The following is a 12,618-nucleotide window of genomic DNA, read 5'->3' on the forward strand; positions in this document are numbered from 1 at the left end:
CGCAACATACAGCCTGCCGGAGGTTTTCGCGTGGGTTGAAGCGCCGATGGATCTCCCGCCCGGTGCCGCGCGTCGTCGGTGGAAGCGCTTCGCCGCCCGTATCTTGAGCGCCTCCTCTCCCGTGTTTTCCGACGACGCCGACCCCGCCATGACGAACGCCATCCTCTCCCCGCCCATCCCCGTCAACGAGCCCGTCCGCTCCTACGCCCCCGGCAGCCCCGAGCGCGCCTCGCTCCGCGCCCGCCTCCTGGAGATGCGCGAGGAGACGGTCAACATCCCCGCCGTGATCGGCGGCGAGCGCGTCGAGACCGGGCGCACGGCGGAGGTCGTCGCGCCGCACGAGCACAGCCGCGTCCTCGGGATCGAACACAAGTGCGGCGAGGCCGAGGTCAATCGCGCGATCGAGGCCGCCGTCGAGGCCCGGCACGACTGGATGCGGATGGACTGGAACGACCGCGCCGCCATCTTCCTCCGCGCCGCCGACCTCCTCGAAGGCCCGTGGCGCGACACGCTCAACGCGTCGACCATGCTCGGCCAGAGCAAGAACCCGTACCAGGCCGAGATCGACGCCGCCTGCGAGCTGATCGACTTCTTCCGCTACAACGTCCACTTCATGCGGCAGATCTACGAGGACCAGCCGTTCTCGCCGCCCGGCCAATGGAACCAGGTCGAGTACCGTCCACTCGAAGGGTTCGTCTTCGCCGTCACGCCCTTCAACTTCACGAGCATCGCCGGCAACCTCCCGACGGCGCCTGCGCTGATGGGCAACACGGTCCTGTGGAAGCCGGCGACGACGGCGCTCCTCTCGGCCCACTACATCATGGAACTGCTGGAGGCGGCCGGCCTCCCGCCCGGCGTCATCAACATGGTCCCCGGCAGCGGCCCCGACGTCGGCGACCCGGTGATCGCGTCGGAGCACTTCACCGGGCTCCACTTCACGGGTTCGACGGGCACGTTCAACCACCTCTGGCGCGAGATCGCGAACAACCTCGGCCACTACCGGACGTACCCGCGCATCGTCGGCGAGACGGGCGGGAAGGACTTCATCGTCGCCCACGAGTCGGCCGAGCCCGAGGCCGTCGCCACGGCGATCGTGCGCGGCGCGTTCGAGTACCAGGGGCAGAAGTGCTCGGCGGCGTCGCGCGTTTACATCCCCGAAGCGCTCTGGCCCGCCGTCGAGGAGTCGCTCATGAGCCAGCTCGACGAGCTGAAGATGGGGCCGGTCGAGGACTTTTCGAACTTCGTCAACGCCGTCATCGACCGGAAGTCGTTCGACAACATCACGAGCTACATCGACCGGGCGAAGCAGGACGGCGGCGTCCGCATCGCCCACGGCGGCGGCTCCGACGACAGCGAGGGGTTCTACATCGAGCCGACCGTGCTCGTCGCCGACGACCCGAAGTACGAGACGATGTGCGACGAGTTGTTCGGCCCCGTCGCCTCGCTCTACGTCGCGCCCAAGTCGCAGCGCTTCAGCGAGACGCTCCGGCTCGTCGACCGGACGAGCCCGTACGCCCTCACCGGCGCCGTCTTCGCGCGGGACCGCGCCGCCGTCGCCGAGGCGCGCGACACGCTCGCCGAGGCCGCCGGCAACTTCTACATCAACGACAAGCCGACCGGGGCCGTCGTCGGGCAGCAGCCGTTCGGCGGGGCGCGCGGCTCGGGCACGAACGACAAGGCCGGCTCGCGCGTCAACCTCCTCCGGTGGACCAGCCTCCGCGCTATCAAAGAGACGTTCGACCCGCCTACGCACTACGCCTATCCCTTCCTCGGCGCTGACGAACCGGCCGCGAACGGGCAGGAGAAGCACACTGACGTATGAGCGTGTGGGCGGTTGGAGGTGTGGACGTGACTGCTCTCTACCTCCACACATCCAACCGCCCACACCCCCCCACCCGACCCATGACCGTCTTCCGCAGCCGACATCACCCGGGCGATGCGTCCACGGCGCTCGTCTACGCCCGCGCGCTCACCGGCCCGCTCGCGTGGAGCATGACGGGCGTGATGATCGCCGCCGCCGTCTCGATGCTCGAAGGGCAGGACCCGCTGCCGTGGGTGGTGTGGGTCGTCCCGCTCGTCTACGCGCTCAGCACGGCGTGGACGGTCCACGACCTCCGCCGGACCCCGGCCGAGCTCGTGCTCGACGGCTCGCGGGGCGGCGTCCGCTCGGTGTGGGACGCGGCCGGCCGCGCGAACGCCCTCCCGCTGCACTCCGTCTACTCCCCGCGCCGGACGATGGAGGGCGTCGACGTACCGATCGGCCGCACGCTGCACTCCTTCGCGCCCGGCGACTGGCCGGGGTTCGAGCGGCTCGAAGCGGCCGTCTTCGCTGCGGCGAATGCGTCGGAGCAGGAGCGCCGCACCCGCGCTGCGATCTGACCGACTCCGCCCGATGACGCCTTCGTCCCGGCAATACGACCTCTTCGACGGCGCTCCGCCCCGGGCAACGCCGGCAGAAAACGCCGAGCGTCCGGCGAAGCGCGAAGCCCCGCCGGACGCGTGCTACTGGGACTACTGCCCGAACTGCGGCTCGCGGCTGCACAACCACGGCTGCAAGTACCGCTGCCCGAGTTGCTTCTATTTCATGAGCTGCTCGGACTTCGACTGAGTCCCGCTCACGAATGGACGGCCTGGATGTCGAGGAGGATCGTCACGTCGTGGCCGACGATCACGCCACCGGCCTCGGTGAGTCGGTTCCACGTCAGCCCGAAGTCGCGCCGGTCGATCGTCGTGCGGGCCTCGATGCCGACGCGCTGCTTGCCCATCGGCCCCGTTGCCACGCCGATCAGCTCGCCGTCGAGTACGACGGACTTCGTGACGCCGCGGATCGTGAGGTCGCCTGCGAGCTTGAACATGTTGCCGTCGATGTCGGTCACTCCCGTGCTCTGGAAGCGGATCTGTGGATGCTGGGCGGCATCGAAGAAGTTGTCCGAGCGGAGGTCGGCGTCGCGGCGTTCGTTGCCGGTGTCGACGCTCGCGACGTTGATCCGCGCAGCGACGGACATCGACGAGAGGTCGGTCGGGTCGAGTTCTACGCGGGCCATGTAGTCGGAGAACGTGCCGGTGACGTTCGAGAGCCCGAGGTGGCGGACTTTGAACCCGACCATGCTGTGCGCTTTGTCGATCTCGAACACGGCGCGTTCGGACGTGGGCGGCTTCGTCGGCCGGTCGGGTGCCTCGGTGCGGTGTGCCGCGAAACCGGTGAGCAGGATGCCGACGAGCAGCGTGGGGACGATGCGGAAGAGGGTGCGTCGCATGGGGACCTCCGATACGAGTAGTTTGGGCACCGCCGCCCGGCCGTGACGTGGGGAGGGCGGCGGCTCGATTTGTCCCGGCGTATCCGAAGAAGCACGCCGCAAAGTTGCGCGTGGCGCTCCCGTTAATCGCTCGATAACCTGATGATCCAACTCGACCGCGACGCCAGCACGCCGATCGTGGAGCAGCTCGCCGAGCAGCTCCGGTTCCACCTCGCCACCGGGCGCTTCCGGCCCGGCGAGCGGCTGCCGTCGACGCGGGCGTTCGGCGAGCAGCTCGGCGTGTCGTTTCACACGGTGCGGAAGGCGTACCAGCAGCTCGAAACCGAGGGGCTCCTGCAGGCGCGGCAGGGCAGCGGCTACACCGCCGTCGAGCGCGCGCCGGCCCCGGCGGAGGACCGGATGGAACGCGGCGCGGGCGTCGTGCAGGAAGCGATCCAGAAGCTGATCGGGCTCGGCCTGGACGAGGGCGAGGTCGAATACCTCTTTCAGGAGCAGCTCGCCTTCCTCGACGACCCCGGCTCGCGCCCCAACATCGTTTTCGCCGCGTCGTACCGCGAGCTCGCCGAGGCGTGCGCCGAGCAGGTCAGCGCCGCCGTGCAAGAGCGCGTCGACGCCGTCGCCCTCGCCGACCTCGACCGCCACGCCGACGCCGACCTCGTCGTGACGCCGCACCCGAGCCTGCGGGCCGCGGCCGGGGCCGTCCCCCTCGCCGAAGCCGTCGGCGTGCTCGTCCACCCGCCGCCGGACACGCTCCACCTCGTCGCCCGCCTCGCCCCCACCGCGACGCTCGGCCTCGTCACACGCTACAGCGACGCCGTCGGCCCCATCCTCGACGAGCTCCGCCACCTCACCGGCTTCCCCGGCCCCGCCCTCGCCCTCCAATCCGACGCCGACCGCGAGCGCCTCGCCGACTTCATCACGGACGTGGACCTCCTGCTCTTCACACCCCAAGCCCGCCGCAAACTCCGCCCCCTCCTCGACGACGTGGCGCACGCCCCGCTCAACCCTATCGTCGATCCGGCCTCGCTGGACACGGTGCGGGAGGCGATGCGTCGCTAGCCCAGCGACGCGCGTTCCTCGCTCGACGGTCCCGGCTTCCGGCCGTTCGGACGGCCCGCACCGCCGTCCTTCGGCGGCTCCTTCTCCGCCGGCACGTCCTGCGCCGTGGGCGGAACGTCGTCGGGCGTATCATCGCTCGCAACAGCGTCGGACGCGGGCTGCACGGGAGGCGATTCGGGCTCGGGCGTTGGGGGTTCCGGCTCCGGTGCCGGCTCGGGAGGCGTGCTCTCCTCGCCCGTGGTCTTATCCTGATCCGGGTACTTGACGCGGAAGTGGTAGATGCCGCCGAGGATCGAGAGGAACGTCTCCTTGATGTGGTTCAGGTCGGCGAACGTCAGGGCGCAGCCGTCGAGCTGGCCGTCCTCGGTGCGGGCGCGGAAGATGGCGTCGACGAGCCCTTCGAGCCGCTTCGGCGTGGGCTTGTCGAGGCTGCGGCTGGCAGCCTCGACGGAGTCGGCGAGCATCACGATGCCCTGCTCGTTGGTCTGCGGGCGCGGGCCGGGGTAGCGGAACTCCATCTCGTCCACGGGCGGGTCCTCGGGGCCGCGCAGCTCCTTCGCCTTCCGGTAGAAGAACTCCATCAGCGTCGAGCCGTGGTGCGTCGGGATGAAGTTGAGGACGACCTCGGGGAGGTTGTACTCGCGGCCGAGTTCGAGCCCGTCCTTCACGTGGCTGGCGATGATGAGCGCGCTCATGTACGGCGTGACGCGGTCGTGCGGGTTGTCGCCGGGCTGCTGGTTCTCGATGTAATACTCCGGCTTCAGCATCTTGCCGATGTCGTGGTAGAGCGCGCCGATGCGGGCCTGCAGCGCGTTCGCCCCAATCGCGTCGGCGGCAGCCTCGGCGAGATTCGCGACCTGCAGCACGTGGTTGAACGTGCCCGGCGCGCGGAGCGATAGCTCCTTGAGGAGCGGCCGGTTCGTGTCCGAGAGCTCGAGCAGGGTGAGGTCCGTCGTCACGCCGAAGGTCCGCTCGAAAATCCAGAGGAGCGGGTAGGCGAGGAGCAGCAGCACGCTGTTGATCCCGATGAGCGCGATGTCGGAGAGGTAGTCGTCCATCTCCCCGGCGTTGAGCAAGAGGTACGCGCTCGCCATCACGACGTACGAGCCGAACACGAGGCCCGCCGAGAGGATGATCTGGCTCCGGTTCTTGATGTCGCGCACGCTGAAGACGGCGAGCATCCCGGCGAAGATCGTCGCGAATGTGAACTCGAAGTCGTAGCCGAAGACGAGCCCGCCGATGCAGGCGAGCGTGATCGTCCCGAACATCCCGACGCGGGAGTCGAAGATCACCGTCAGCAGGATCGACGCGAGGCTGACGGGCACGGCGAGCGCCGCCGCCTCGGGCAGCCGGACCGCCACGCCGAAGAACACGATGATGACGGCGAACAGCAGCCCGATCAGCATGAGGTAGCGGGTCTCGAAGAAGACCTGCCGCCGCATGAGGTAGAGGTAGAGGAAGAAGATGAGGAACGCGGCGACGGAGAGGAGCACCTCGCCGAGCAGGATCCGCAGCGGGCCGACGTTCCCCTGCTGCTCAGCGCGGATGCGCGAGAGCGAATAGAGCTGGCGCTGGACCTCTTCGGTCACGCTGTCGCCGCGGCGGACGATCGCCTGGCCCTGCTGCACCACGCCCGTCGTCCGCGAGATGCTCTCCTCCTCCTCCTCCCACCGCGCGAGCGACTCCTCCTCCAAAAATCGCAGCGACGGCTTGAGCACGTTCTGGAACATCGCGACCCCGATTGCGACCGTGTCCGGCCGGTTCGGGAACCGGACGTTGAGCTCGTTCCGGGCGACCGTGATCGCGTCGTTGATCCCGTAGAGGTCTTGTTTCGGGATGAGCACTTCCGTCCGCTCGTCGCGATTCACGACGGTGATCTGCGGCGTGAGCACGCTGTCCTTCGCCACGTCGAGGACGCCGAAGGGGAGGATCCGGTTAGCGACGCGGCGGACCTCGCGCAGCAGGACATCGTCGAGCGGAGGTCCGGAGGGCGCCGAGCGCGTGGGCGTGGCGAGGCCGGATGGCGCGGCGTAGGAGGCGAGCAGCTTCTCCGTCTGCGTGCCGGAGAGGTCGAACGGCAGCGCATCCAGCCGTTGGAGATACGTTGCGGAGTCGCGGGCGGCGTCCGCGCTGGCCCCGGCGCTCCGGTTTTGCTGCCAGGCCACGTAGGCTTCAAAGACCCCGGCGAACTGCTGCGCGAGACTGTCAGCGGCCGTCTCCGTCTGCGCGACGGCGTCGGGGACGCGGGCGAAGATCGGCGGCTCGTAGTACCGGATCGAGTCGCGTTCGGCAGCGACCTGCTCGTCGCTTTTGTAGACAGGGAAGCGGAAGGGGGCGATCACGTCCTGCCGCTGCCACACGTCGCCCGGCTTCACCTGCGAGCCGTAGTCGTAGAGCTCGAGGTTCGGGAACATCAGGATCGTCAGAACGAGGAGCGCTCCGAAGATCCCGACGCGCGCGAGGATCTCGTCGCGCGTCATCCGGCGCCCCTGCTTCGGCTTCTTCTTCGCGATCTGAAGCCCGACGCGGCGTGGGCGGCGGCCTTGCTTACGATTAAGGCCTAGTCGCTCCAGGAGGCCCATGCGGCTCGGGGGTGGGTGGTACGGCGTCGGGGTGAAGAGCGGTGAACTTACGACAGGCCGCCCGGTTGCTCGGACAGGAAATAGCGAACCCCGGGGGTTGCGATCGGGCTCGTTCGGCTGACAGCGGCGGAAGGGCAGCAGGAAATCTCATTGCAATAACGGCTTGCGACCGGGCTTCACGCCGCTCCTCGCTCGCTCAATTCGCCTCTCCGCCGAGCGACCCGAGGGCCAACGCTGGCGGGTCCATTCGCCGGAGCGTGTCGCGCAGCGAGGCGAAGGCTGACGCGAACGACGCGCCGGGGGCGATCATCAGGTCGAAGAACGGCTCCGCCTCCTCGCTGTAGAGCCCGACTCGAAGCTGAGCCGGGGATGCACCGACGAGGTACGCCGCCCCCAGGTCGAACTCCGGGACGAGGCAGAAGGCGACGCCGGGGTGCTCGCCCCACACCTTCTCGGCGAACTCCGCTCTCGGCAGACCGAGCTTGCCTACGTCCTCCCCATCGAGCCGCTGCAGGAACCGCACGTATTCGGCCGGCACGTACGTCACCTCGCCCGAAAGCACAACGGGGGTGACCTGCTTCGGGGGCAGCCCGAGCGACTTCACGAAGCGCCACGCCTCCCGCGCTGCCTCCTCCCCCACCGGCATCACCACGAGCACGTGCCGGGCGACGGGGCTCGGGCTCCACGGCCGCACCGTCCGCGCCCGCACTCGCTTGAGCGCACGCCGACGAGCGAGCCGGTATTTGAGCGCGTCGAACATGGCGTTACGCGGCGAGGAGGGCGAGGAGGTCGGCTTCGGTGAGGACGGAAACGCCGAGGTCTTCAGCTTTTTGCAGCTTCGACCCCGCGCTCTCGCCGGCCACGACGAAGTCGGTCTTTTTGCTCACGCTGCCCGCCACCTTCCCGCCCGCCGCGAGGATCCGGCCCTTCGCCTCCTCTCGCGTCAGCGTCGGCAGCGTCCCGGTGAGCACGAGCGTCTTCCCGCTCAGCGGCCCCTCGGCCTTCGCTGTGGCGACGGGCTCCTCGGGCAGCCGCTCCGTGCTGACGCCGAGCGCGCGGAGCGCGTCGACCGTCGCGCGGTTGGGCGCGTGGGCGAACCACTCGACGACGCCGCGCGCGGTCTCCGGCCCGATCCCGTCGATCCCTTCGAGTTCCTCTTGTGTGGCACTCGCGAGCGCGTCGAGCGAAGCGTGATGCTCCACGAGGAGCGCCGCCACCGTCGCGCCGACGAACCGGATCCCGAGCCCGAACAGGAGCGCGCGCAATGGACGGCGTTTTGACGCTGCGAGGCCGCGCAGCAAGTTCTCGACCTTCTTCTCCTTGAAGCCTTCGAGCCCGAGCAGGTCCTCCGTTTGCAGCCGGTAGAGATCGTCGAGCGTGTGCACGAGCCCAGCCTCGACGAGTTGAACGGCCACTTTCTCCCCGAGCCCGACGACGTCCATAGCCCCACGCGAGGCGTAATGCTCGACGAGGCGGATCGTCTGTGCGGGGCAGGCAGCGCTCACGCAGTAGTAGTCGGCGTCGCCTTCGAGCCTGACGATGGGCTCGCCGCAGGCGGGGCAATCCGGCGGCATCGCCCACGGCGTCTCCTCCCCCGTTCGCGCCGCCTCGACCGGCCCGACGACTTGGGGGATGACGTCGCCCGCGCGCTTCACCACGACCCGGTCGCCGATGCGGATGTCGCGCTCGGTGATGTAGTCGGCGTTGTGGAGGGTGGCTTTGCGGACGGTGACGCCGCCGATGCTGACGGCGTCGAGGATGGCGAGGGGCTTGATGGCGCCCGTGCGCCCGACGTTCCGCTCGATGTCGAGGAGGCGCGTCGTTGCTTCGCGGGCGGCGAACTTGTACGCGATCGCCCAGCGCGGCGCGTTCGCGACGGCACCGAGGTCGTCTTGGAAGTCGCGGCGGTCGATCTTCACCACGACGCCGTCGATCTCGTAGTCGAGGTCGTCGCGGCGGTCCTCCCACACGGTGCAATAGCGGACCACGTCGTCGATGGTGTCGAAGCGGCGGACGTGCTCGTTGACGGGGAAGCCGAGGCGGCCCAGCCACGCCAGCGTCTCGTGCTGCGCGTCGGGCTCTGCGCCCTCGACCGGCCCGACGCCGTAGGCGAAGAACCGCAGCCCTCGCCCCGCTGTGACCTGCGGGTCGAGCTGGCGGAGGCTCCCGGCGGCGGCGTTCCGGGGGTTCGCAAACATCTTCCCCTCCGCTTTCGCGAGCGCCTCGTTGAGCCGCTCGAACGTCGATTTCGGCAAGTAGGCCTCACCGCGCACTTCGATGCGAGTCGGGGCCGGGGTCGCTTCGGGAGGCGCATCGAACAGGGTCGCTGGAGCCGGCCGCGGCACGTTCGCGTCGGATGGGAGGATGCGGAGCGGGATCGAGCGGATCGTCTTCACGTGCTCCGTCACGTCCTCCCCCACGCGCCCGTTGCCGCGCGTCGCTCCGAGCACGAGCGCGCCGTCGGCGTACGTCAGCGCGAGCGCGAGCCCGTCGATTTTCGGCTCGACGACGAGGGCGGGCTCGACCTCCCCGAAGCGCTCGGCGAGGCCGCGGCGTGCCCGGTCGTACCACGCCCGCAGTTCGTCGCCGTCAAAGGCGTTCCCGAGGGAGAGGAGCGGGACCGGGTGCTTGACCTTGCGGAACGCGTCGAGTGCGACCCCGCCCACGCGGCGCGTCGGAGAGTCGGGGGCGGCGAGGTCGGGGAACCGCTCCTCGATCGTCTGAAGCGCGCGGAAGAGCCGGTCGTACTCCGCGTCAGCGATGACGGGGGCGTCGAGGGCGTAGTAGCGGTGGCCGTGCGCGCGCAGAATCGCGGCGAGCCGCTCGGCCAGCGGGCGGGCGTCGTGCTCTGCGATCTCGTCCAGCGCCGTCCCGTCGAGTCGGCGCTGCATCTCCTCCGTATCCGCGACCAGGTTCATGTCAACCCGCCGTGCCGCCTGCCACGCGTGCGAGCGAATCGAGCACGGCTTGCCCGCGCGCGGCGTCGATGCGGAAGACCTGCCCGTCGGGCGGGGTCCACTCGATCCCTTGCAGTTGGAGCCGCGCCCCATCATACTCTCCACCGCCAGATTCGTCGACGCTCAGCTCGCCCCAGACGGTGATCCGGTCCTGGGCGGTGAACGTCTGCTGGTTCCCCGGCTCGATCCAGTACGGCGTGCGCGCGTCGTCGTCCACCTTGACGCGGAACTCCTCGAGTGGCTCGCCGCCGGCGACGACGGTGAGCGTGATCGGGGTCTGGAACGGGGGAGCGGTCGAAGCGATCGGCTGCGGGGTCGGCGCCGCGGCCGTATCCACCGCCGCTACGGCCGATGTGTCCACCGCCGCCGGCGGGGCCTCCACGACTTCCGGCTCCGGGCCGGTACCGCGGAACAGGAACCAGAGAATGCCACCGATCACCGCGAGCGCCACGACCGTCCCGCCGATGATGAGCCCCCACGATTTCTCGATCGGCTGCGACGCGGCGGTCGCCGACTGCACGCGGCGCTTCGGCATCGGCTCGCTGGGCTTGGCAGCGGGCTTCTTCTCGGCCTGGGGCTTAGGCGGCGACGAGAGGGCCGCCACGGCGGGCGCCGTTCCCCCGGCTGTCGGCGTGGGCTTCTTCGGGGGTGGCGCCGCTTTCCTGTCCGGCGGCGCCGGCTTTTTCTCGGCCGACGCAGGCGCCGGCTCGGACCGGGGCTCGGCGGGAGCGGGTCGCTCTGGCGCGGCCGGCTCCTCCTTCCCTCCGATGTGTCGGCGGCGGAGCTCGCCGTCGTACGCGCCCGTCTTCGCTTTCTCGTACGCGGCACTCACCTCCTGCGGCGAGAGACCGAGCGCCTGCGCATAGGACTTGAGGAGGTTGCGGAGGTAGACCTCGTTGTAATGCGGGTCGTTGACGAGTTCCCCGTCCTCGAACCGGCGGAGGATGTCGCCCGGCATGCGGGTCTCCCGCTGCACGTCGTCGAGGGAGACGTTGCGCGCCTCCCGAATGGCGCGGAGGTCGTGCGCGAGACGGGGTCCGGTCGAGCGAGGGCCGGGCGTGCCGGCGGCGGGGTCCTGGTCGGCCATAACGGAAGCTTAGGGGGCAGATGGGAGCTTCAAAGTACGAACGGTAGCGCAACCCTGCGAACAGGAAAGGCCCCGAACGGAAGAAGCCCGGCCTCGTGTGGAGACCGGGCTTCTAGTCGGGAAGACAGGATTCGAACCTGCGACCGCTCGACCCCCAGCCGAGTGCTCTACCGGACTGAGCTACTTCCCGAGGGGGGACGCCAATATAGCCCGTCGCTCAGAGCGAGTGCAATAGCTTCTCTAGGAATGCACGGAGCTCCTGGAGCGTCTCCCGCGAAGGAGTGCCCCCCTCGTCCCGCTCGCGTGCGAGGACCTGCCGCGCGCCCTCGATCGTGAACTTGTCGTCGCGCAGGAGGTGGCGGATCCGCATCACGGTGGCGATGTCGCGCTCGGTGTAGACGCGGTTGCCGGCCCGGTTTTTCTTCGGGTGGAGTTCCTCGAACTCCGTCTCCCAGTAGCGGAGGACGTGCGGTTCGAGCTCGGCGAGGGCGGCGACCTCGCTGATCGAGTGGTAGAGCTTGCGGATGCCTTCTTGCTTCATAGGGGTGGGCGCGTGCTATTCACTTAAAGTACGACGCGAACTAGAAACGCGCGACCGGCTCGCGCCGTAGTTCGCTGTCTTTGCCCCCCGCCGCATGCCGTTCTCCCGTTCCCAGCGTTCCGACCTTGCCCTGCTGCTGGTCGTCTTCATCTGGGGGATCAACTTCCCCATCATCAAGCTCGCGCTGGAGCCGATGCCACCGTACGTGGTGAACGCGTTCCGGTTCGCCGTCTCGGCCGTCGTGCTCGGCAGCATCCACGGCTGGCGGACGCGGCACGAGCCGGGCGGCTTCCTCGCCCCGATCCGCGAGCATGGCAGGACCGTCGTGGGCCTCGGGATGCTCGGGTACGTCTGCTACCAGTGGTGCTTCATCGTCGGCATCGACGCGACGAGCGCGGGGAGCGGCGCGCTCATCATCTCGTCGTCGCCGGTGTGGACGGCCGTGATCGCACGCGCGATCGGGATGGAGCGCCTCCCCTTCGGCGCGTGGGGCGGGCTCGCGCTCTCGCTCGCCGGCACGGCGCTCGTTATCCTCGCCGGCCACGCCTCGCCGGACTTCGCGAATGACACGCTCTTCGGGAACGGGCTCATGCTGCTCGGCGCGATCCTCTGGGCCGCGTACACCGTGTTCAGTCGGCCCGTTCTCAAAGCCGGCGTTTCGGCGACGGGCCTGGCCTTCTTCGGCATCCTCGTCTCCCTCCCCGTCCTCTGGGGCCTCGGCCTGAGCGAGATCGGACTCGTGGATTGGGCCGCGGTGGACGGCACGGTGTGGCTCGCGCTGCTCTTCTCCGGCGGCCTCTCGACGGGCCTTGCGTACGCGCTCTGGAACACGGCCGTGCAGCGCGTCGGCCCCTCGCAGACGGCGATCTACAACAACCTCGTGCCGGTCGTGGCGCTCTCGAGTGGCGTCGTGCTCATCGGCGAGCCGGTGACGGTGTACCAGCTCCTCGGCGGCGCGCTCATCCTCGGCGGGCTGTTCCTGATGCGCCGCGCTCGCCGCCGCGTCGCCCTCGTCTGAACCGGTACCGGCCAAGGCGAAGCGGAGCGCTCGGCCTCACGAGGGCGACCACATGGGATCGCCCCTACGATCTCGGCGCGACGGCCTCGGTAATGTGAGCGGTTGTGCTCGCCTACT

General features: G+C 69.4%; 11 protein-coding genes and 1 tRNA gene. 5 read left to right on the top strand and 7 right to left on the bottom strand.

The genetic code is table 11. The features are described 5' to 3' along the window. Positions 1 to 148: 148 nt before the first annotated feature. The 3 genes from pruA to ABJF88_02750 all read left to right on the top strand — a co-directional run bounded on the left by pruA (position 149) and on the right by ABJF88_02750 (position 2,608). Positions 149 to 1,822, top strand: a complete 1,674-nt coding sequence (gene pruA / locus ABJF88_02740; GenBank protein MEP0545822.1) for an L-glutamate gamma-semialdehyde dehydrogenase — start codon at positions 149 to 151, stop codon at positions 1,820 to 1,822. Between the two features lie 80 nt (positions 1,823 to 1,902). Beyond that, positions 1,903 to 2,379: a hypothetical protein gene (locus ABJF88_02745; GenBank protein ID MEP0545823.1), complete on the top strand. Its 477-nt coding sequence runs from the start codon at positions 1,903 to 1,905 to the stop codon at positions 2,377 to 2,379. 13 nt (positions 2,380 to 2,392) lie between these two features. Beyond that, positions 2,393 to 2,608 carry a hypothetical protein gene (locus ABJF88_02750; protein ID MEP0545824.1) on the top strand — a complete coding sequence of 72 codons (216 nt, stop codon included), beginning with the start codon at positions 2,393 to 2,395 and terminating at the stop codon, positions 2,606 to 2,608. Positions 2,609 to 2,615: 7 nt separating this feature from the next. On the opposite strand, the gene ABJF88_02755 is transcribed toward ABJF88_02750, so the two are convergent. Continuing rightward, positions 2,616 to 3,257 (bottom strand): YceI family protein, encoded by a 642-nt coding sequence (locus ABJF88_02755; GenBank protein MEP0545825.1) that lies wholly within the window; start codon positions 3,255 to 3,257, stop codon positions 2,616 to 2,618. Positions 3,258 to 3,398: 141 nt separating this feature from the next. On the opposite strand from ABJF88_02755, the gene ABJF88_02760 reads away from it, so the two are divergent. Further along, entirely contained in the window at positions 3,399 to 4,316 is a 918-nt protein-coding gene (locus ABJF88_02760; protein MEP0545826.1) for a GntR family transcriptional regulator, read from the top strand. On the opposite strand, the gene ABJF88_02765 is transcribed toward ABJF88_02760, so the two are convergent. The 6 genes from ABJF88_02765 to ABJF88_02790 all read right to left on the bottom strand — a co-directional run bounded on the left by ABJF88_02765 (position 4,313) and on the right by ABJF88_02790 (position 11,483). After that, positions 4,313 to 6,898, bottom strand: coding sequence for an HDIG domain-containing metalloprotein (locus ABJF88_02765; protein ID MEP0545827.1), 2,586 nt, complete (start codon positions 6,896 to 6,898; stop codon positions 4,313 to 4,315). The genes ABJF88_02760 and ABJF88_02765 overlap by 4 nt on opposite strands. A gap of 196 nt (positions 6,899 to 7,094) precedes the next feature. After that, positions 7,095 to 7,658, bottom strand: coding sequence for a hypothetical protein (locus ABJF88_02770; GenBank protein ID MEP0545828.1), 564 nt, complete (start codon positions 7,656 to 7,658; stop codon positions 7,095 to 7,097). 4 nt (positions 7,659 to 7,662) lie between these two features. After that, the gene (gene ligA, locus ABJF88_02775) at positions 7,663 to 9,816 is read right to left on the bottom strand and encodes an NAD-dependent DNA ligase LigA (GenBank protein ID MEP0545829.1); all 2,154 of its coding nucleotides are present in this window, start codon (positions 9,814 to 9,816) and stop codon (positions 7,663 to 7,665) included. Between the two features lies 1 nt (position 9,817). Continuing rightward, the gene (locus ABJF88_02780) at positions 9,818 to 10,942 is read right to left on the bottom strand and encodes a helix-turn-helix transcriptional regulator (GenBank protein ID MEP0545830.1); all 1,125 of its coding nucleotides are present in this window, start codon (positions 10,940 to 10,942) and stop codon (positions 9,818 to 9,820) included. A 116-nt stretch (positions 10,943 to 11,058) separates the two neighbouring features. After that, positions 11,059 to 11,132: transfer RNA gene (locus ABJF88_02785), tRNA-Pro, on the bottom strand. Positions 11,133 to 11,159: 27 nt separating this feature from the next. Beyond that, the gene (locus ABJF88_02790; protein ID MEP0545831.1) at positions 11,160 to 11,483 is read right to left on the bottom strand and encodes a MerR family transcriptional regulator; all 324 of its coding nucleotides are present in this window, start codon (positions 11,481 to 11,483) and stop codon (positions 11,160 to 11,162) included. 94 nt (positions 11,484 to 11,577) lie between these two features. Here ABJF88_02790 and ABJF88_02795 point away from each other — a divergent pair, with 94 nt between their 5' ends. Then, the gene (locus tag ABJF88_02795; GenBank protein ID MEP0545832.1) at positions 11,578 to 12,501 is read left to right on the top strand and encodes a DMT family transporter; all 924 of its coding nucleotides are present in this window, start codon (positions 11,578 to 11,580) and stop codon (positions 12,499 to 12,501) included. The last annotated feature ends 117 nt before the right edge of the window (positions 12,502 to 12,618 follow it).

Source organism: Rhodothermales bacterium, assembly GCA_039944855.1.
Lineage (GTDB): Bacteria > Bacteroidota > Rhodothermia > Rhodothermales > JANQRZ01 > JBBSMX01.